General features: G+C 70.8%; 12 protein-coding genes, 2 tRNA genes and 1 rRNA gene. 4 read left to right on the top strand and 11 right to left on the bottom strand.

The window, feature by feature from the left end:
- Positions 1 to 10: 10 nt before the first annotated feature.
- Positions 11 to 613 (bottom strand): cob(I)yrinic acid a,c-diamide adenosyltransferase, encoded by a 603-nt coding sequence (cobO, locus tag AO398_RS18570; protein WP_058193593.1) that lies wholly within the window; start codon positions 611 to 613, stop codon positions 11 to 13.
- Complete coding sequence (cobU, locus tag AO398_RS18565) at positions 610 to 1,164, bottom strand: bifunctional adenosylcobinamide kinase/adenosylcobinamide-phosphate guanylyltransferase (RefSeq protein WP_201025796.1); 555 nt, start codon at positions 1,162 to 1,164, stop codon at positions 610 to 612. Before cobU ends, cobO begins: the two co-directional genes overlap by 4 nt.
- A 106-nt stretch (positions 1,165 to 1,270) precedes the next feature.
- Between cobU and AO398_RS18560 the strand changes: the two genes are divergently transcribed.
- A tRNA-Glu gene (locus tag AO398_RS18560) sits at positions 1,271 to 1,346 on the top strand.
- A 43-nt stretch (positions 1,347 to 1,389) separates the two neighbouring features.
- Here the strand turns inward: AO398_RS18560 and AO398_RS18555 are convergent.
- The 7 genes from AO398_RS18555 to AO398_RS18525 all read right to left on the bottom strand — a co-directional run bounded on the left by AO398_RS18555 (position 1,390) and on the right by AO398_RS18525 (position 12,720).
- A complete protein-coding gene (locus tag AO398_RS18555; protein WP_058193592.1) occupies positions 1,390 to 2,778 on the bottom strand; it encodes a TAXI family TRAP transporter solute-binding subunit in 1,389 nt (462 codons plus the stop codon).
- A 51-nt stretch (positions 2,779 to 2,829) separates the two neighbouring features.
- Complete coding sequence (locus AO398_RS18550; RefSeq protein ID WP_244498820.1) at positions 2,830 to 4,209, bottom strand: CHASE3 domain-containing protein; 1,380 nt, start codon at positions 4,207 to 4,209, stop codon at positions 2,830 to 2,832.
- A 303-nt stretch (positions 4,210 to 4,512) separates the two neighbouring features.
- Positions 4,513 to 5,811, bottom strand: a complete 1,299-nt coding sequence (locus AO398_RS18545; RefSeq protein ID WP_058193591.1) for a family 16 glycosylhydrolase — start codon at positions 5,809 to 5,811, stop codon at positions 4,513 to 4,515.
- Between the two features lie 84 nt (positions 5,812 to 5,895).
- Positions 5,896 to 7,212: an HlyD family type I secretion periplasmic adaptor subunit gene (locus AO398_RS18540; protein WP_058193590.1), complete on the bottom strand. Its 1,317-nt coding sequence runs from the start codon at positions 7,210 to 7,212 to the stop codon at positions 5,896 to 5,898.
- Entirely contained in the window at positions 7,209 to 8,933 is a 1,725-nt protein-coding gene (locus AO398_RS18535) for a type I secretion system permease/ATPase (protein ID WP_058193589.1), read from the bottom strand. Before AO398_RS18535 ends, AO398_RS18540 begins: the two co-directional genes overlap by 4 nt.
- Positions 8,934 to 9,004: 71 nt before the next feature.
- A complete protein-coding gene (locus AO398_RS18530; RefSeq protein WP_058193588.1) occupies positions 9,005 to 11,569 on the bottom strand; it encodes a hypothetical protein in 2,565 nt (854 codons plus the stop codon).
- Between the two features lie 422 nt (positions 11,570 to 11,991).
- The gene (locus AO398_RS18525; protein ID WP_058193587.1) at positions 11,992 to 12,720 is read right to left on the bottom strand and encodes a lysophospholipid acyltransferase family protein; all 729 of its coding nucleotides are present in this window, start codon (positions 12,718 to 12,720) and stop codon (positions 11,992 to 11,994) included.
- 413 nt (positions 12,721 to 13,133) lie between these two features.
- Between AO398_RS18525 and AO398_RS18520 the strand changes: the two genes are divergently transcribed.
- From AO398_RS18520 to AO398_RS18510, 3 genes are all read left to right on the top strand, one after another.
- A complete protein-coding gene (locus tag AO398_RS18520; RefSeq protein ID WP_082643341.1) occupies positions 13,134 to 15,557 on the top strand; it encodes a PAS domain S-box protein in 2,424 nt (807 codons plus the stop codon).
- Between the two features lie 121 nt (positions 15,558 to 15,678).
- Complete coding sequence (locus tag AO398_RS18515; protein WP_058193585.1) at positions 15,679 to 17,199, top strand: ATPase domain-containing protein; 1,521 nt, start codon at positions 15,679 to 15,681, stop codon at positions 17,197 to 17,199.
- Positions 17,199 to 19,250, top strand: a complete 2,052-nt coding sequence (locus AO398_RS18510; protein WP_201025795.1) for a PAS domain-containing hybrid sensor histidine kinase/response regulator — start codon at positions 17,199 to 17,201, stop codon at positions 19,248 to 19,250. The genes AO398_RS18515 and AO398_RS18510 overlap by 1 nt, the downstream gene beginning before the upstream one ends.
- A 61-nt stretch (positions 19,251 to 19,311) precedes the next feature.
- Here the strand turns inward: AO398_RS18510 and AO398_RS18505 are convergent.
- Both AO398_RS18505 and rrf read right to left on the bottom strand, forming a co-directional pair.
- A tRNA-Met gene (locus tag AO398_RS18505) sits at positions 19,312 to 19,388 on the bottom strand.
- Between the two features lie 109 nt (positions 19,389 to 19,497).
- Positions 19,498 to 19,602, bottom strand: a 5S ribosomal RNA gene (gene rrf, locus AO398_RS18500); the annotation flags it as partial.

Genomic DNA, 19,602 nt, shown 5'->3' with positions numbered 1-19,602 from the left:
TGCGTGGGCTTCAGAACTCGATCCCCTCCTGGGCCTTCACGCCGGCCGAGAAGTGGTGCTTCACGCTGCCCATCTCGGTGACGAGGTCGGCGGCCTCGATCAGGGCCGGCTTGGCGTTGCGGCCGGTGACGACCACGTGCAGGTCCGGCCGGCGGCGCGTGAGGGCGGCGACCACGGCTTCGAGGTCGAGGTAGTCGTAACGCAGGGCGATGTTGAGCTCGTCGAGGACGAGCAGGCGGATCGTGGGATCGGCCATGAGGCCCTCGGCCACATCCCAGGCGTGGCGGCAGGCGGCGATGTCCCGGGCCTTGTCCTGGGTCTCCCAGGTGAACCCCTCCCCCAGCGTGTGCCAGGCGACCCTGTCGCCGAAGGCCGCGACCGCGTGACGCTCGCCCGTGTCCCAGCCGCCCTTGATGAACTGCACCATGCCGACCCGCCAGCCGCGGCCGAGCGCGCGCAGCATCAGCCCGAGCGCCGCCGTGCTCTTGCCCTTGCCGGGGCCGGTATGGACCAGGAGCAGGCCCTTCTCGACGGTCTTGGCCGCCACCTCGGCGTCCTGCACGGCCTTGCGCTTCTCCATCTTCTCCCGATGACGGGTCGCATCGTCGCTCATGCGGAGGCTCCAGGGATGGGGGCTTGAAGGGGGGCTTGCGGCTTCACGACGAGCGGCAGACCCGCCACGGTGAGCACGACCCGGTCGGCCCGGGCGGCGAGCCGCTGGTGCAGGCGCCCGGCCTCGTCGCGGAAGCGGCGGGCGAGCGCGTTGTCGGGCACGATCCCGAGCCCGACCTCGTTGCCGACCAGCACCAGCGGCCCCGGCGCCTGCGCGCAGGCGGCGAGGAGTCCCTCGACGGACTCCGCCACATCGGCCTCCGCCAGGATCAGGTTGGTGAGCCAGAGGGTGAGGCAATCGACCAGGACGGGTCCCTCCGCCGCCGCCACCGCCTCCGGCAGGGCGAGCGGGACGTCGCGGGTCCGCCACGCTCCCGGGCGCCGGGCCCGGTGCTGGGCGATGCGCGCGACCATCTCGTCGTCGAAGGCCTGCGCCGTGGCGAGATAGAGCCACGGGCCGGGACAGGCTTCGATCAGCCCCTCCGCGTAGGCACTCTTGCCGGAACGCGCCCCGCCGAGGACGAGGGTCATGCGGGGCGGGATCTGCACCATGCCCCTCCATCGCTCCAACCCGTCCCGCGGTCAAACCCACGCCGACATGCGGATCGACGGTTGCCGGACGCGACGCCGCCGACTATAGAACCTCGGCCTAGCCAAAGCGCCCTTCGTCTAGCGGTCCAGGACGTCGCCCTTTCACGGCGAAAACACGGGTTCGATTCCCGTAGGGCGCGCCAACGGCGCGGCGAACATCGGACATCGCTATCTCGACCGCCCTGGTCACCCCGCCACTTCGTAAGGCGTGCGTGCGCCGCTCTGCCCCGCGGCCGCGACGTGGCGGAGATCGGCGATCGTCGCCCGGGCGGTGTCGAGGGCGATGGAGACGGCCGACATCGTGGCGGCGTCGGGGGCCCGCTCGCGGGCGTAGCGGACCGCGTCGCCGACCAAGCGCTCGACCTCGCGGGTGAGATCGGCGATCGCCGCCGGGTCCCGGATGGCCCGGGCCTGCTCGGTGATCGCCAGGAGCCGCTCCACGATCTCGTCGATGTGCTCCCGGCGCAGGCCGGCCAGGCGCTGCCGGATCCAGGCCAGCACCGAGACCAGGCCGCCGGCCAGCGCGCCGAGCAGGTAGAGCGTGTCGCCGTAGCGCTCGACGAAGCCGTGCTGCTCGCGCTCGTAATAGTCGAGCGCCCCCGGATGGATCGGGATCCGGGCGCTGGTGGCCGCCACCGTGGTCTCGTAGGCGGGGGCCTGGACGTAGTCGGCGGCCTCGGTGGCGTGGCCGGCTTCCGTGCGCTTCTCGAACAGCTGTTGGGTCATGTCGGCTGCCATCGCGCGGCTCAGGGATGCGCGGGCCATCAGGCGATAGGAGGCGCCCACCGTCTTCACGTCGTCCGCCGGCAATTTCGGACGGCCGCCGAACAGGCCGCCGGGGATGGTTACGGCCTGGAGCTTGGGGAAGCGCTCGATCACCGCGTCGTCGTCCTCGACGGCGACGAACTCGACCTTGCCGCCCCGGGCCACCGAGCGGACCGCCGCCACCAGAGCGAGGGCCTTTGGGGCGGAGGGCGCGATGATGCTGATGAAGGCGTCGATCCGCTTCTCGCGGATCGCCCCCGCCACAGCATCCTCCGCCACCGGCACGAGCACGACGGCGCGGTCGCCGGGGCCGCCCCCCGTCCCCGGCTCCAGGCTCAGGCCGTAATAACCCAGGACGCTCTTGAGCAGCCAGATATCCGCGTCCCGGTGGCCGCCGATGCCGAGCCGCTTGCCCGCCAGGTGCGGGAAATCCTTGATGCCGGCCTGCTCGGGCGAGGCGATGATCATCGCCTGGTCGCGCAGGATCGCCAGGGTGAGGCCGTTGGTCGGCAGCAGGACGTCGGGCCGCACCACCGCCAGGTCGGCGCGCCCGTCCTGCAGGGCGGCGGCGCTCTCGCGCACGTCGTCGAAATCGAGGATCTTGAGGCGCAGGCCGGTGCTGCCGGATTCCAGCGCGTTCGCGTAGGCGCGGATCAGGCCGGGCTCGGTCCCGTCCCGGGGGGCGACCGCGACGATCAGCACCGTCGCCTGCAGGAGATACCAGGCAAGGAGGGCGGCAGCGGCCAGGAGCGCGACGGCGCCGGCCAGCAGGGTCTCACGGCGCAGCAGCCAGGACAGGTCGGTGGGCATCGGCCTCTCGGTGGGTCACGTCCGCGCCCAGGGCGCAGCTGGGAGGAACGGCTACAACGCCATCGCGGGGGCAGGAGCGACGTCGCGGAGACGGGCCGGTGCCGGCCCGGTCTGCGCCGGACGCTCGACCGAAAAATAGGCCATCGGCTCCCGGCGGCGGCGCAGGGGCTCGCGGCTGACCTCCCGCCAGGTCGCGGTCACCGAGCTGGCCGCGTGCCGGACGGCCTCCGAGGCCAGGATCGGAACGCCGTGGACCTTGGTCGCCTGCTCCAGGCGGGCAGCCACGTTCACGGTGTCGCCCAGGACGGTGAACTCGTAGCGCGCCTCCTCGCCGATGATCCCGCTGAACACCTCGCCACAATGGAGCCCGACCCCGATCTGCACCGTGGCGTCGTACTCGCCCTTGAGGTTCCAGCGGGCGATGACCGCGACCAGGTCCGTGGCGAAGGCCACCGCCCGGGCGGCGTCGTCTCCCTGCGCCTCGGGCAGGCCGAACACCACCAGGGCGCCGTCGCCGATGAACTTGTCGACGACGCCGTTATGCAGCCGGGCCACGCGCATCACCCGGCGCCGGAACGCGGATAGGAAGGCGGACAGCTGCTGCGGATCGAGGCGCTCGGCCAGGGCGGTGGAGCCGCGCATGTCGACGAAAGCGATGACCGCCTGCTGCCGCCGGCCGGCCCGCAGGCTGCCATCGTCGTCGGCCAGGCGCGAGACCAGCTCCTGGGGCAGGAAGCGTGACAGCCGGCGGCGGCGCCCGGCCTCCCGCATGGCCGAGACGGCAAACAGGATCAACACCAGGACGAGCCCCGCCAGGGCTGCCCAGATCAGCAGCGCGATCCGGGAGACCGCCGCCTCGCGCTGCTCCATCAGGGCCGCCTCCTGGGCCTCCATGCGGCGCACGACGGTGCGGATCTCGTCCATCAGGCGGCGCCCGCTCCCCTCGCGGACGAGGGTACGGCTCGCCTCGGTATCGCCGCTCCGGTGCAGGTCGATGGTGGCGCCGAGCTCGCCGAGTTTTTCCCGGATCAGCAGGATCAGGCCGTCGAGTTCGGCGCGCTGGCTGTCGTCGTCCTGGAGCAGATCGTTCAGCCGGGTGATCTCGCCGTTGACCTTGGACCGCCCATTTCGGAACGGCGGCAAAAAATTCTCGTCCTCGGTCAGCAGGTAGCCGCGCTGCCCGGTCTCGGCGTCCTGGACCGCCGAGAGCACCCGGCCGAGGCGGCCCTCGACCGCCAGGGCGTGACGGACGGCCTCGCTGCCGCGCTGCTGATAGAGGGAGGCGCCCACCGCGATGCCCAGCATCGCCAGGATCACCGCGAGGCCGGCGATCATGCGGTCGACGGTCTTCGAGCGTGCGGGCAGATGCTCGATCACGTCCAGCGTGACCCGGCCGGTCACGCCGCAGCCGCGCTTGACCAGGACGTACACGTCCCGACGATTCCGGCGGCCGAGGCCGCTGGCCGGGTGAGCTGGCGCATGATCGCACTCTGCGCCGCGGGCACAGCGATCTCCTGTCTCAAAGGGTGGCGTCGGATGATCCGGAACGAGCCGACATGTGGGAGTGCCAGCACAAAAGACGGCTCCGGCGTTTGTTCCAGACCTCGCGGGTAAACATCACGGACGAAAGCGGTTTTCGGTCCGTGCTGCCGCAATCGTGATCCGATGTGCCCGCCCCCGCCGGATCCGTGTCATCGGGGCCATGCGCTCCGGACCGTACTCTCCCCCGGGACACTACAGGCCGAACATGCTCTGGGTCGGGGCGTGCAGCGTGAAGGCGTGACCTTCGTCGATCCAGCCGGTGCCGGCGTGGCCCTGCTCGATATAGGTGATCTCCGCGGCGCTGGACGCGTAGTAGTGGCGGCCGCTCTCGGTGTTGACGAAGCGTTCGATGTTCATCGCGGCCGATCCGGCCGCGGAGGGATCGCTGTAGGCCTCGAAGGCGACGCCGTCGTAGCGGTAGCCCGAACCGGAGCCGATCAGGCCGTCCCGTTCCGCCGCGCTGGCGGTGTAGAAATGGTCGCCGGTCGCCGCGTTCGTGAAGTGGAATACGTCCTCGGTGCCGGCGGATCCGGTGGGGGCGGCCCAGCCGACCCCCTGATACGCGTAGGCCGGCTGGGACGTCTTGATCGCGTCCCGCTCCGCCGTGCTGGCCGTGTAGAGATGCTGGCCGGTGGACGCATCGTAGAAATGGAAGACCGGCTCCAGGCTCGCGCTCGTGCCGGTGTTCGGGTTCGCCTGGTAGGCGCGCAGGTAGTCGATGTTCATCTGGGCCGGGAACGGCGTCGACGCGTCGGCATCGCCCGGCCATGTCCCGCCGATCGCCAAATTGGCGATCATGTACATGGGCTTGTCCAGGCTGGCGGGGGTGGGCGTCCGATAGACCTCCTGGCCGTCGAAGTAGAAGGCCAGGCTGTCCGGCCCCCAATCGACCCCGTAGGTGTGGAAGCCGTCGCTCATGTCGGCGACGTGCGACACGCCCTGGCTCACCGTGTGGTCGCCGGGGGTCTGGCCGGGCGCCAGGCTGTGCACGGTCGTGTAGAGCGTGCCGGGATCGTGCCCGAGCATCTCCATCACGTCGATCTCCGGGGGCCAGGAGCCGTCCTGCGACAGCAGCCAGAAGGCCGGCCACACCCCCTGCCCGGCCGGCAGCTCGGCCCGCATCTCGAAGTAGCCGTAGGTCTGGCTGAAGCTGTGGGAGGTGTTGATCATCCCCGACGTGTAGGGCTGGCCGCCGAGCTCCGAGAGCAGCGACGGGTCCGCCGGCGCCGCCGTGATGGACAGGATGCCGTTATGGACGCTGAACGGGTTCGGCAGCGCCGCGGCACTCCCATCCGTGGGATGATCGGCCCGGACGTACCACTCCTGCTCCTGGTTGAACGGCCGCGTTCCGGTTGCGGTGACGTAGCTCCCCCATTGCGGGCCGCCCGCCGTGTCGAGGCCCGATGTCCCGTTCCAGAGGTCGAGGGTGTTGAACTCGGCGCTGTAGGTGAGGGTCGCGGTCTGGGCGAGGTTGTTCGGGTCGATCGGCATCGGGGCTGGCCTGTCGGTTCCGCCGCATCACGTCATGTATGCAATCAAGAGTTGCAAAATTCCTGCCGGCGGGGCGGGGCGGGCCTATTTCTCGCGAAAGGCCCGGCGCGCCTGATCGACCAGGGGCTTGGTGAGGTACGACAGGACCGTCCGGTCGGCGGTCCGGATGAAGGCCTCCACCGGCATGCCGGGCATCAGCTTGGCGCCGTCGAGCCGGTTCAGCTCATCCTTGGTCACGCCCAGGCGCACGAGGTAGTAGAAGCTGCCGGTCCGCTTATCCTCGCTGACATCCGCCGCGATCCGGGTGACCCGGCCATTGAGCTCCGGCGTCGTCCGCTGGTCGAAGCTCGGAAAGCGCAGGCCCGCGGCCTGGCCGGTCTGCAGCCGGTCGATGTCCTGGGGGGCGACCCGGACCTCGGCCACCAGGGAATCGGCGGTCGGCACGATCAGCATGATTGGCTCGCCCGGGGAGATCACGCCGCCGCGGGTATGGACCGCGAGTTCGTGCACGTAGCCGGTCTGCGGCGCGCGGATCTCGATGCGCTGGAGCTGGTCGAAGGCGGCGATCCGCTGCTCGGTCAGGGTCGCGGCCTTGGCGCGGTTCTCGGCCAGTTCCTTGGCGACGTCGCTGCGCAGGTTCTGCTCGAGCTGGATGATCTGCAGCTCGGTCTCCGAGACCTTGCCCTTGGTCTGGGCGATGTTGGCCACCAGGACCCCACGCTCGCCCTTGAGGCGGGACATGTCGCGCTGGAGGCTGGTGAGCCGGGTCAGCTGGATCAGGTTCTTCTTCCAGAGGTCCTCGACGCCCTCGTATTCCCGCCCGATGATCGTGGTCTCCTGCTCCTTGGCGGAGGCCTGCTCGACCAGGCCCTTGATCTCCTCGCGCAGCTGCCCGATCCGCTCGCGCAGCTGCGCCTTCTGGCCCTGGAGCGCGTCGCGGCGGAAGCGGAACAGCTTGCGCTCGCCGTCGACGATCCGGGTGACGTCGGGTCCCGCCCCGGCGAGATCGGCCGGGAAGACGGGCTCGTCGCGGCCGTCGCGCTCGGCCTCCAGCCGGGCGTTGCGGGCGGCGATCTCCCACAGGCTCTTGGTGACGCTGTCGTAGGTGGCCCGGGTGGTGGTGGCGTCGAGGCGGACCAGAAGGTCGCCGGCCTGGACGCGGGCGCCCTCCTGGATCGGCAGTTCGGCGACCACGCCGCCGGTGGGGTGCTGGACCTTCTTGATGTTGCTCTCGACCACCAGGGAGCCCGTGGCGATGATCGCCCCGGACAGTTCGGTGGCGGCCGTCCAGGCGCCGGTCCCGGTGGCCAGCACGATCACGGCGGCGACGCCGACGACGTGCCGCCGCAGTGAGCGCCGGGTCTCGCGGGTCGGGTCGGTCGGAACCTGCGCGCGCGTCATGCGACCCTCGTGGGTGTCTGCCGGGTCAGGGCGCCCAGTTGCGCCAGGACTTCGTCGCGGGGCCCGTGCAGCCGCACGCGGCCCTCGCCGAGAACCAGGATGCGGTCGACCGAAGCGAGCGCGCTCGGCCGGTGGGCGATCACCACCACGATGCCGCCCCGGGCGCGCACCCCCTGCACGGCGGCCGACAGGGCGCGGTCGCCGTCGACGTCGAGGTTGGAGTTCGGCTCGTCGAGCACCACCAAGAACGGGTCGCCGTAGAGCGCCCGCGCCAGCGCGATCCGCTGGCGCTGGCCCCCCGACAGGCCGAGCCCACCGGCGCCGACCCGGGCGTCGTAGCCGCCCGGAAGCCGCAGCACGACCTCGTGGACGCCCGCCGCCTTGGCGGCTGCTTGCAGGGCCTCCGGGTCCGGCGCCGGGTCGAACCGGGTGATGTTCTCCGCGATGGTGCCGTCGAACATCTCGATGTCCTGCGGCAGGTAGCCGACGGCGCGCCCGAGGGCGTCGGGATCCCACTGGTCGATCGCCGCGCCGTCGAGGCGGATCACCCCGCGGACCGGCCGAGCCAGGCCGACGAGCGCGCGGGCGAAGGTGGACTTGCCCGAGCCGCTGGCGCCGATCACCCCGAGCGCGCTGCCGGGGGCGAGGGCGACGTTGACGTCGTGCAGGATCAGGCTGTCGGTCCCGGGGGCGGCGATCGACAGGGCGGTCACGCGCACGCTCTCCCGGGGCGCCGGCAGCGGCGTCAGGGTCTCCGGCTCCCGCCGGGGCAGGAACGCCACGAGCCGGCTCCAGGCCTGCCGGGCGGCCGAGAACGACTTCCAGTTGGCGATGGCGAGGTCCACCGGCGCGAGCGCCCGGGCCGACAGGATCGTGGCGGCCAGCATGACCCCGGCGGTGGCCTCCTCGCGCACCACCAGGTAGGCGCCGAGCCCCAGGATCCCGGATTGCAGCACCGTGCGCAGCAGGCGCGCCACCGCGCCGAAGCCGATGGCGAGATCGTTGCTGGAGGTCGCGACGTCGAGGTTCCGGCGGGTCCGCACCTGCCAGAGATCGGCCACCCGCGACCGCATCCCCAGCGCGCAGAGCAGCGGCGCCGTCCGGTGCGCCATGTCGGTGAAGGACCGGCGCTCGCCGGCGACCCGCACGGTCTCCCGGGTGGTCTCGGCGGAGGCCCAGTCGGTCAGGACTGTCAGCACGCAGAGGAACAGGGCGCCGGCCGCGATCGCCGCCCCGAGCCAGGGATGGAACAGGAAGCAGACCGCGATGTAGAGCGGAACCCAAGGCAGGTCGAAGAAGGCGGTGAGCGCCAGGCTCGACACGAAGCCCCGGACGGTGTCGAGGTCGCGCAGGGCCTGGGGGCCGTCGTCGCCGCGGGGCGTCTCGGAGCCGCGCTCCAGCAGGGTGCGGAAGATCCGCGGGCCGAGGCGCTCGTCCACGAGGCGACCGAACCGCGACAGGATCCGGGCGCGGAACACCTCGAACACGCTCTGGATCACGAACAGCATCAGGGCGATGCCGGCGAGCCCGACCAGGGTGGCGATGCTGCGGCTCGGCAGCACCCGGTCGTAGACCTGGAGCATGAAGATCGGGGCGGTCAGCATCAGCAGGTTGATCAGGCCGCTGACGATCATCACGGTGATCAGGGATGCGCGCCCTGCCCGGACGGCGGCCCAGAATTCCCGGCGCTTCGCAACACGCAACACGCGTTCGTCGGTCACAGGACCATCCCCCTGGAGACTCGGTGCGGCAAAAAAAACCCCCGCCGCGTGGGCGGCGGGGGGCTTGGCCGTCAGAGGCCGAGCAGGTGCAGGCCGCTCGTGGCCGTGTGCGGGGTCGGGTCGGTATGATGGACATCGGCATGGCCGCCGAGGTCGATCGTGGTGATCCCCAGATCGAGGCTCGCGTCATGGGAGGCCCCGGCCCCGCCCCCGCCCGCCCCGGCCGATGTCGCCGAGGCCGGGCTCAGGAGGTGCCCGACGAGGGAATCCGCGCCTCCGCCGGTGCTCTGCGGCAGCAGGATGCTGTCACCGGAGAGCAGGTTCGCGGTGGCGAGACTCGGCTGGTCGGCGCCCACCGCGATCGCGCTCGCCTGGACGAGGTGGGACGGATCCGCCGCCGGGGTGAGCACGGCGGCGTTGGCCAGGGGCGTCGTGGTGGTCGGGCCCGCGGCCACGTCGATCAGCGGATGGGTGCCGGTGCCGCCGTGATCCGAGGCCCCGCCGGTCAGGCCGCCCAGCAGGCCGCCGACCGGGCTGCCCGCACCAGACCCGGAACCGCCCAGGACCGAGGTCACGGTTCCGAGCACGCCGTCCAGCGGACCGCCACTGCCCTGTCCGCCGGTGGCGGCACCCGAGAGGGCACCGGTCACCGACCCCAGCACGCCGCCAGCCGCCTCCGCGACATGCCCGACATCGCTCGCCACTTGCCCGGCCGCGGGGGCCGCACCACCGTTCAGCACTGCGCCCGGCAGGTTGACCGCGTCGGTCACGAGGTTGCTCGACTCGCCGAGCTCGCCGAGGCCGATGGTGGTTCCGAGGTTGATCACGGCGTGGACCGAGTCGTTCAGGACCGGCACGTCGTGGCCGACCTGCTCCAGCGTCGCGTGGACACCGTCGATCACGCCGTTGGCGACGGCCGCGACAGGCTGCAGCGGCGCGTTCGTCCCGAGCAGCGTTCCGGTTCCGACCGATTGCCCGCCGGTGAGGCCCTCGAGCAGGCCATCGAGGGGCGATGCGGAACCGCCGCCAGCATGGCTGCCGAGGAGGCCATCCACCGCGGACGTGACCGGAGCGAGCAGGTTGCCGCCCGGCGCTCCCGCACCGTCGCCGAGGCCGCCGGTGACACCGCCGAGCAAGCCGTCCAAGGGCGTCGCGCCATGGCCGCCGAGCAGGCTGTCCACCGCGGAGGTGACCGGAGACAGCAGTCCGCCGGCCGAAGTACCGCCGCCGCCGCCGGTGAGGCCGCCGAGCAGGCCGTCGAGGGGCGTCCCGGCTCCGCTGCCATGGCCGCCGAGCAGGCCGTCCACCGTGGATGTGACCGAGGTCAACAGTCCGCCGGCCGAAGTACCGCCGCCGGTGAGGCCGCCGAGCAGACCGTCGAGGGGCGTCCCGGCACCACCGTCATGGCCGCCGAGCAGACCGTCCACAGCAGAGGTGACGGGAGCAAGCAGACCGCCGGCCGGGGTGCCGGCTCCGCCGCCGAGACCGCCGAGACCGCCGACGATGCCGGTGACGCCCCCGAGCAGGCCGCCGGTGGCCTGGGTCACCGCGCCGACATCGCCGAGGATCGGCGACAGGGCCCCGAGGCCGTGTCCGCCCAGGAGCTCGCCCGGGAGCGAAGCCACGTCGGTCAGGAGGTTGCCGCCCTCACCCAGGTGGCCGAGGCCGAGGGTCTCGCCGAGATTGGTCAGGCCGTGGAGCGCGTCGTTCAGGAGCGGGATCGCGTGCCCGACATTCTCCAGGGCCGCGTGGATGTCGAGGACCGCCGTGTTCGCGAGGTTGGTGACCGGGGCCAGCAGCCCGTCCGAGGACAGCAGGCCGCCGGCATTGGCGACGCCGGTGAGGGAGCCGACCAGGGTATCGGCGGAGGCGAGGACGTGGCCGAGATCGGTCAGGACGGGGCTCGCCGCGGAGAGCCCGCCGCCGGTCAGGAGCGATCCGGGCAGCGCCAGGGTGTCGGTCAGCAGGTTGCCGGCCTCGCCGATATGACCGAGGCCGACCGTCTCGCCGAGCCCCGTGACCGCGTGGACCGGTCCGTTGAGCACCGGGATCTGGTGGCCGACATCCTCCAACGTGGTGTGCACGTCGAGGACGGCCTGGTTGAGGACGCTGGTCGCCGGGCTGAGGATCCCGCCGGCTCCGACGAGGCCGTTGCCGCTCGCCGGCACGGCCGTGATCGAGTCCAGCAAGGTCTCGGCGGCCGCGCTGACGGCGCCGGCATCGCCGAGCAGGGCCGGGATGGCTGCGGAACCGGCCGGGTTGGCGGCGACGCTCGTCAGGTCGGTGATCAGGTTGCCGGTCTCGCCGATATGGCCGAGGCCCACGGTCTCGCCGAGATTGGTCAGGCCGTGCAGCGGTCCGTTCAGCGGCGCGACCTCATGGCCGAGTCCTTCCAGCTGCGCGTGGGTGTCGAGCACGATCTGGTTCGCCGTGGTGCCGACCGCGTCGGGAAGCACCGATCCGTTCGCGTCGGCGGACCCGACATCGACGGCACCCTCGATGAGCGAGGCGATCGGGCCGAGGCTCGCGAGCTGGCCGGTGGAGAGGGCGGTCGAGGACAGGAGCGCGTCGGGGCCGACGAGCCATGCGAGCGAGCGCGAGGCGGGGCTGAGGATTGCGGCGGGAGATAGTGACATGAACACCTCCGGGTTCACCAAGCAACCCGCGATACAACTGTGAGTTGCAATGCGCGACGTCGGTAGGGAATACTGAGGCGGGCGATATTCAGTGGATCGCTGACGTTTCAAAGCACCGATCTTAGTCAAGATCAGCGTTGCGAGGGGCGGCGATCCTGTGATCGATAATATTGCTATTAATCAAGTACAGATTTGGCGGGAACAGGGGTCTGAACTTTGTCCGGCGGCAGATCCGCGTTCCCGCTTGCTCTTGAGGCGGTTCGCGCATCCGAATGCGTCGTGTGCCTGGGGGGTGAAGTCGACCTCGCGCAGCCGCTTGGCTCCGCGCGGGCGGATCCCGCGCCTGTTCACGCGCAGTCGATGGCCTGCGTGCTGCGGGCCCCGCGGCGAGCAACTCCGGGATTGCGGTTCCGGATGATGCTTTAACGCCGTCCCTGCGCGTCGGCCGGGCGCCAGCGGTCGAGCTCGCGGTCGATCGCGCCCTCGGTGCCGCGGAGGAATTCTGCCGCCGGAAGGCCGGGGGCGAGGGCGGCGAGGTAGCTGACCACGATGGTGCCGGCCCGCGTGGCCGCACCGCGGGGCCAGAACAGTCCCGAATTCACCGCCACCGGCACCACCGGCAGGCGCAGCCGGCCGTAGAGCAGCTCCACGCCGCGCTTGAACTGCAGCGGATCGCCGGCCCGGCCCCGGGTCCCCTCCGGAAAGATCAGCACCGAGCGGCCCGCCGAGCCGGCCGCCTGGCTGCCCTCGATGATCGCCCGCAGGGCCTGAGTACCGTTGGTGCGATCGATCACGATCATCGGCGAGCGCCGCAGGAACCAGCCCACCACCGGGATCGCCAGCAATTCGCGCTTGGCCACGATGGCCACGTCGGGAACCAGCACCAGGAAGGCCAGGGTCTCCCAGGTCGATTGGTGGTTGGCCACGAGCAGGCAGGGCTCGGCCGGAAGGTGCTCGCGCCCCTCCTCGACGTAGCGCAGCCCGACGATCCGGTGCAGGCCCGCCAGGACCCCCCGCGCCCAGAGCCGCGCCGCTGTCCGGACCGGCCGCGCCGGCGCCCCAGCCAGGGCCAGGACCGCCAGCGGTGCGACGAACAGGGCCGTCCAGATGGTCCAGTATGCGACGAACAGTAGGGAACGGGTGTGCGCCAAGGTCGGGCCTCACGTCGAGCCCGGGGCGGGGCAGACCACCGCCATAGCGCCTCACGGATCGGGGTGCACGGCAATTCAGGCGGCTGCGAAAGCCTTAGGAGCCATCTTTTTCCGACCGTCAACGCGCACGGAGATCGACCGATCCGCTCCCGATGCATCAGCCCGGGATTTGGCGTACCCCTCCGCTGGCGCGATAGAGACCGTGCTCGGCAACCGATCGCACCGACGATCGCGCCGAATCCGAGAACGGCCGCCGCTGCATTGCGTTATCGAAGGGTTCGGTGAGCGGGTGGGACGCGAAGGAGACCGGATTGGCCAGGGTGACGGAGCGTGCGGGTAACGGGGGCGCTCTGTCGGACGAGCGGACGAACGGGTTGGATTCCATCGCGGGCGGTGGGGCGACGGGCGCCGTCATGCGCGCTGTCGACTGGTCGTCCTCGACCCTCGGCTCGCCCCAAGGCTGGCCCCACTGGCTGAGCGCCGCCGTCAGTCTGATGCAGGGCTCCGGCTTCCCGATGTTCGTAGCCGCAGGGCCCGAGCTGAGCTTCCTCTACAACGACGCCTATACCGGGCTCCTGGGTGGCAAGCACCCGGCCGCGATGGGCGCGCCCTTGCGGCAGGTCTGGACGGAGATCTGGTCCGACATCGCGCCGTTCGTCGAGGCGAAGCTGGCCGGCGAAGCGACCTGGGTCGAGAACCTGCCCCTGGTCATGAACCGCCATGGATATGCGGAAGAGACCTGGTTCACCTTCTCCTACGCGCCGCTCCGGGACGAGGCCGGCGCGGTGGCCGGCCTGTTCTGCACGTGCACGGAGACGACCGCCCGGATGCGGGTCGAGACAGCTTTGCGCGAGAGCGAGGCGCGGTTCCGCAACATGGCCGACCATGCCCCGGTCATGATGTGGGTGACCGGGGCCGACGGGGCCTGCGTCTACCTCAACCGGCGCTGGTACGAGTATACCGGCCAGGCCGAGGCGGAGAGCCTGGGCCTGGGCTGGCTCGACGCGGTCCACCCGGACGACCGGGCCGCCTCGGGCCAAGCGTTCCTGGCCGCCAACGCCCGGCACGGCGAGTTCCGGGTTGAGTACCGCCTGCGCGGTGCGGATGGGCGTTATCGCTGGTTCATCGACGCGGCCCAGCCCCGTATCGGCGAGGATGGCGTCTTTCGCGGCTATATCGGCTCGGTCACCGACATCCACGACCGCAAGGCCGCCGAGGAGCGCCTGGTCGAGACCACGCGCCGGCTCGATGCCATCCTCAACAACACCTCGCAGGCGATCTTCCTGATGGATGAGCGCCAGCACTGCAGCTACATGAACCGCGCCGCCGAGATGCTCACCGGCTTCGCCCTGGAGGAGACCGAGGGCCGCGCCCTGCACGACGTGGTCCACCACACGCGGCCGGACGGGTCGCCCTACCCGCTCTGCGAATGCCCGATCGACCAGGCCTTCCCGGAGAACGAGCGCGAGCAGGGCGAGGAGGTCTTCGTCCACAAGGACGGCTCATTCTATCCGGTCGGCTTCACCGCGAGCCCGATCCGGAACGAGCGCGGCGAGGCGATCGGGACGGTCATCGAGGCCCGCAACATCGAGGCGGAACTCCGCGCCAAGGCCGCGCTGGAGGCGTTCAACGCCACCCTGGAGCAGCGCGTCGAGGAGGAGGCCGCCCAGCGTGCGAAGGTCGAGGAGGCCCTGCGGCAATCGCAGAAGATGGAGGCGGTCGGACAACTGACCGGCGGCATCGCCCACGACTTCAACAACCTGCTCACCGGCATCTCGGGCAGCCTGGAACTGCTGCAGACGCGCATGAGCCAGGGCCGGATGACCGACCTCGACCGCTACATGACCGCCGCCCAGGGCGCGGCCAAGCGGGCGGCGGCGCTGACCCACCGCCTGCTCGCCTTCTCGCGCCGCCAGACCCTCGACCCCAAGCCCACCGACGTGAACGCCCTGGTCCACGGCATGGAGGAGCTGGTCCGCCGGACTGTCGGCCCCTCGATCCATATCGAGGTGGTGGGCTCGGCAGGCCTGTGGCCTGCCCTGGTCGATCCGGGCCAGCTCGAGAACGGGCTCCTGAACCTCTGCATCAACGCCCGCGACGCCATGCCGGAGGGCGGGCGGATCACCATCGAGACCGCCAACCGCTGGCTCGACGACCGCGCCGCCCGGGAGCGCGACCTGCCGCACGGCCAGTACCTGTCACTGTGCGTGACCGATACCGGGACCGGCATGCCCCCGGAGGTGATCGCCAAGGCCTTCGACCCGTTCTTCACCACCAAGCCCATCGGCCAGGGCACCGGCCTCGGCCTGTCGATGATCTACGGCTTTGCCCGGCAATCCGGCGGGCAGGTGCGGATCTATTCCGAGGTCGGACAGGGAACCACCGTCTGCCTCTACCTGCCGCGCTTCCACGGTGACATCTCCGCGGTTTCGGAGATGCCGGACCTCGCCGCGCCGCCGCGGGCCGAGCAGGGCGAGACGGTCCTCGTCATCGACGACGAGCCCTCGGTGCGCATGCTGGTGACCGAGATCCTGGAGGATCTCGGCTATCGGGCGATCGAGGCCGCGGACGGGCCGTCCGGGCTGAAGGTCCTGCAATCGGATGCGCGCATCGACCTGCTGATCACGGATGTCGGCCTGCCGGGCGGGATGAACGGCCGACAGGTGGCGGATGCCGCCCGCGAAACCCGTCCGGGGCTGAAGGTGTTGTTCATCACCGGCTATGCCGAGAATGCCGCCGTGGGCAACGGCTACCTGGATGACGGCATGCAGGTCCTCACGAAGCCCTTCGTGATCGAGACGCTGGCCACGCGCATCCGGGACATGATCGAGGCGTGAGGGCCGCGGCGGCGGGCGCGACGGCTGCGTCGCTGCCGGCGCTGACAAGGTCTGGTGCGGCCGCTACCGTGCGCGCCGCACCGATGGAGCGTGTGATAGCGGGGGAGCATTGAGCCAGCCGATGACCGATACCGACACGGCGTTCCCGACCAGCTCGGCGCCGCGGATCTCGACCGGCGTTCCCGGCTTGGACGACATCCTCTGCGGCGGCCTGACGCCGAGCCGCCTCTACCTGCTGGAGGGGACCCCCGGTACCGGCAAGACCACTCTGGCGCTCCAGTTCCTGCGCGAGGGCGCGGCGCGCGGCGAGGCGACGCTGTACGTCACGCTGTCCGAGACCGGCCAGGAACTGCGCGCCTCGGCGGCGACCCATGGGTGGTCGCTGGACGGCATCGAGGTCTATGAACTCGTCAACGAGATGGGGCTCGATCCCGATAGCGAGCAATCGATCCTCCACCCGTCCGAGATCGAACTCGGTGAGACCGTCCGGGAGGTCATCACCCGGGTCGAGGCGCTGAAGCCCGAGCGGGTCGTGTTCGATTCGCTCTCGGAGCTGCGCCTGCTGGCCCAGAACCCGCTGCGTTACCGGCGCCAGATTCTGGCGCTCAAGCAGTTCTTCGCCCGGCGGGCCTGCACCGTGCTGATGCTCGACGACCGCACGTCGGAGACCGGCGACCTGCAGCTTCACAGCATCGCCCACGGGGTGGTCTCGCTGGAGCAGACGCTGCGCGAATTCGGATCCGAGCGGCGCCGGCTGCGCATCATCAAGATGCGCGGCATCAAGTACCGGGGCGGCGACCACGATTTTTCCCTCGAGACCGGGGGCATCCGGGTTTTCCCGCGCCTGATCGCCGCTGAGCATCATACGCCCTTCGACGCCAAGGCGCGCTCCACCGGGACGGGCGCGCTCGACCTGCTGCTCGGCGGCGGATTGGTGCCCGGCACCAACACCTTGCTGCTGGGCCCGTCCGGGGTCGGCAAGACGACCACCGCCATCCGCTGCATGCTGGCGGCCCTGGAGCGCGGCGAGACCGCGACCTATTACCTGTTCGACGAGGGCCTCGCGACCCTGCTCGCGCGCGCGATCACCCTGGGCATGGACCTGACCCCGCATCTTGCGACCAAGCGCCTGACGATCACGCAGATCGATCCGGCAGAACTCTCTCCGGGTGAGTTCTCCAGCATGGTCCGGCAGGCCGTGGAGGAGCGTGGGTCCAGCTTCGTGGTGATCGACAGCCTGAACGCCTACCTGCACGCGATGCCGGGCGAGGAGTTCCTCATCCTGCAAATGCACGAGATGCTGAGCTACCTGAACCAGCAGGGCGTCACGACGCTGCTGGTCCTGGGGCAGCACGGGGTGATCGGCGAGGTCCGCACCGATATCGATCTCAGCTATCTCAGCGACGCGATCCTGCTGTTCCGGTTTTTCGAAGCCAGGGGTGAGGTCCGCACGGCCTTGTCGGTGGTGAAGAGCCGGGTCAACGCGCACGAGCGCACCATCCGCGAGATGAAGCTGTCCGCGCAAGGGATCCAGGTCGGCGAGGCCCTGACGGATTTCGAGGGCGTGCTCACCGGCCTGCCCTCCTATCGCGGCTCGGTGGCGATGCTCACCGGCGACGCGCCGGCTGGCGGCGTCCGGTGATGGCCGCGGCGCCGGACGAGGAGTCCATCCTGATCCTGGCGCCGCGGGGGCGCGACGCCGCGGTGGCCGAGCAGGTGCTCGTGCGCGCCGGCGCGCAGGCCGCCATCTGTTCCGACCTCGCCGGTTGGCTGGGTGCTCTCCGGGCCGGGGCCGCCGCCGCCCTGGTGACCGAGGAGGCGCTCGGGGATGGCGATCTGGCCGACCTGTTCGCCTGGCTCGACGCCCAGCCCGCGTGGTCGGACTTCCCGTTCATCGTGCTGGCAACCCGCCAGCTCGGCCACCGCTCCGCGCCGGCGTCCCAGCGCCTCGCCCGGCTCGGCAACGTCGTCCTGCTGGAACGCCCGATCAACGCCGAGACACTGGTCAGCGCCACGGCCGCCGCCCTGCGGGCGCGCCGTCGCCAGTATCAGGCGCGCGAGCGTCTCCTGGAACGCGAGCGTGACCGGGAGCAGCTCCGGCTCGCCAACGAGGGGCTGGAGCGGCGCGTGACCGAGCGGACCCGGGAGGTCGAGACCGCCCACGAGACCCTGGCCTTCGCGCTCGACGCCGCCGGGATGGGCTCCTGGGACCTTGATTATGGCACCGGCGCGTCCCGGCGCTCGCCCCGTTTCGACGCTGTCTTCGGCTACGACGCCCCCCAGTCGTTCTGGAGCCGGGAGACCTTTCTGGCCCATGTTGTCGACGAGGATCGTGGGGGCGTCGACCGGGCCTTCTCGACGGTCGGTGAGACCGGCCGGCTCGACCTCGAATGCCGCATCCGCCGGGTCGACGGAGCGGTGCGCTGGGTCGCCCTGCGGGGGCAGGTCAAGCACGACGCGACGGGCGCGGCGACCCGGATCGCCGGTATCCTGATGGACCGCACCGACCAGCACGTCACCGAGGAGGCGTTGCGCCAGGCTCAGAAGATGGAGGCGATCGGCCAGCTCACCGGCGGCGTCGCCCACGACTTCAACAACCTGCTCACCGTCATCGTCGGCGGCCTCGACATGGTGCTCCGGCGGCCGGAGCAGGTCGACCGGGTGAAGCGGCTCGCGGAAGCCGCCATGGGCGCAGCCCGGCGCGGCGAGCAGCTGACCCAGCAGCTCCTCGCCTTCTCACGCCGCCAGATGCTGCGGCCGCAGACGCTCAACCCCAATCGCCTGCTCCTCGATTTCCGGCCGCTCGCGGAGCGCGCTGCAGGCGGCGCGGTCGAGCTGGCCTTCGATCTCGATCCCGCTCTCGATCCGATCCGCATCGATCCGGCGCAGTTCGAGGCCGCGGTGCTGAACCTGATCGTGAATGCCCGCGACGCCATGGAAGGCCGCACCGGTCACACCCGGATCGCCGTGACGAGCCGCAACGCCCATCTCGGGACAGGTGCGGTGGCTGAGAAGGGCGTGGCGCCCGGGCCCTACGTGCTGGTCTCGGTGGCCGACACCGGCAACGGCATCGCGCCCGACAAGCTCCAGCGGGTGTTCGAGCCGTTCTTCACCACCAAGGAAGTCGGCAAGGGCACGGGGCTCGGCCTCAGCCAAGTCTACGGCTTCACCCGCAGCGCCAACGGCTTCGTCGAGATCGCCTCCGAGGTCGGGACCGGCACCACCGTGAACCTCTACTTTCCGCGCTCCACCGACCCGGCCGACGAGGAGACCGGGACCGGCGTGCTGCGTGCCATCCCCCTGCGTCGCGCCGGCGAGGGCGAGACCGTGCTGCTGGTCGAGGACGACGAGCAGGTGCTCGGGATGGCGGTGGAGAGCCTGGAGGAGTTGCGCTACCGGGTCATCATTGCCCGCAACGCTGCGGAGGCGCTGGCGCATCTCCGGGACGTGGAGCGCATCGACATCCTGTTCTCGGACGTGGTCATGCCGGGCGGGATGAATGGCTCGCAGCTCGCCGTCGAGGCCCAGCGGGTACGTCCCGGGATCAAGGTGCTGCTGACTTCAGGCTATGTCGCCAATCTCGACGAGGGGCAGGTCATCGGCCACGGTGAATTGCCGGTCCTGAACAAGCCCTATCGCCGCGACGAACTCGCCCGGTCCCTGCGCCTCGTGCTCGGGGGCGAGGGCCGCTGAGCCCCAAACGCAAAAACCCGGTCCGCGTGAGCGGGCCGGGTTCTGAATCGGTGAGTTTGGTTGGTTGCGGGGACAGGATTTGAACCTGTGACCTTCAGGTTATGAGCCTGACGAGCTACCGGGCTGCTCCACCCCGCGCCAAGGTTGTGCGGCTGATCCGGGGTGGCTGTCCGCCTGTGTCGGGCGGGCTCCGGGGCCGTAGCGGTGATCGTGTTGAGGGGATGTTGGGTGTGATTGCGTTGTGCGGGTCTGGCGGCGACCGACTCTCCCGTGCCTTGAGACACAGTACCATGGGCGCTGGCGTGTTTAACGGCCGAGTTCGAGATGGGATCGGGTTCTGGGCACGCCGCTC

Origin of the sequence: Methylobacterium sp. GXS13, assembly GCF_001455965.1 — a bacterium.
GTDB lineage: Bacteria > Pseudomonadota > Alphaproteobacteria > Rhizobiales > Beijerinckiaceae > Methylobacterium.
The sequence above is the reverse complement of the archived record's forward strand: the minus strand, read 5'-3'. Positions and strand labels throughout refer to the sequence as shown.

Excerpts from the sequence above, each read along its gene's own strand:
- cobU (WP_201025796.1), bottom strand. The coding sequence starts at position 1,164 with ATGGTGCAGATCCCGCCCCGCATGACCCTCGTCCTCGGCGGGGCGCGT.
- AO398_RS18515 (WP_058193585.1), top strand. The coding sequence starts at position 15,679 with ATGACCGATACCGACACGGCGTTCCCGACCAGCTCGGCGCCGCGGATC.
- AO398_RS18555 (WP_058193592.1), bottom strand. The coding sequence starts at position 2,778 with ATGCCCACCGACCTGTCCTGGCTGCTGCGCCGTGAGACCCTGCTGGCC.
- AO398_RS18530 (WP_058193588.1), bottom strand. The coding sequence starts at position 11,569 with ATGTCACTATCTCCCGCCGCAATCCTCAGCCCCGCCTCGCGCTCGCTC.
- AO398_RS18545 (WP_058193591.1), bottom strand. The coding sequence starts at position 5,811 with ATGCCGATCGACCCGAACAACCTCGCCCAGACCGCGACCCTCACCTAC.
- AO398_RS18510 (WP_201025795.1), top strand. The coding sequence starts at position 17,199 with ATGGCCGCGGCGCCGGACGAGGAGTCCATCCTGATCCTGGCGCCGCGG.
- cobO (WP_058193593.1), bottom strand. The coding sequence starts at position 613 with ATGAGCGACGATGCGACCCGTCATCGGGAGAAGATGGAGAAGCGCAAG.
- AO398_RS18540 (WP_058193590.1), bottom strand. The coding sequence starts at position 7,212 with ATGACGCGCGCGCAGGTTCCGACCGACCCGACCCGCGAGACCCGGCGC.
- AO398_RS18520 (WP_082643341.1), top strand. The coding sequence starts at position 13,134 with ATGCGCGCTGTCGACTGGTCGTCCTCGACCCTCGGCTCGCCCCAAGGC.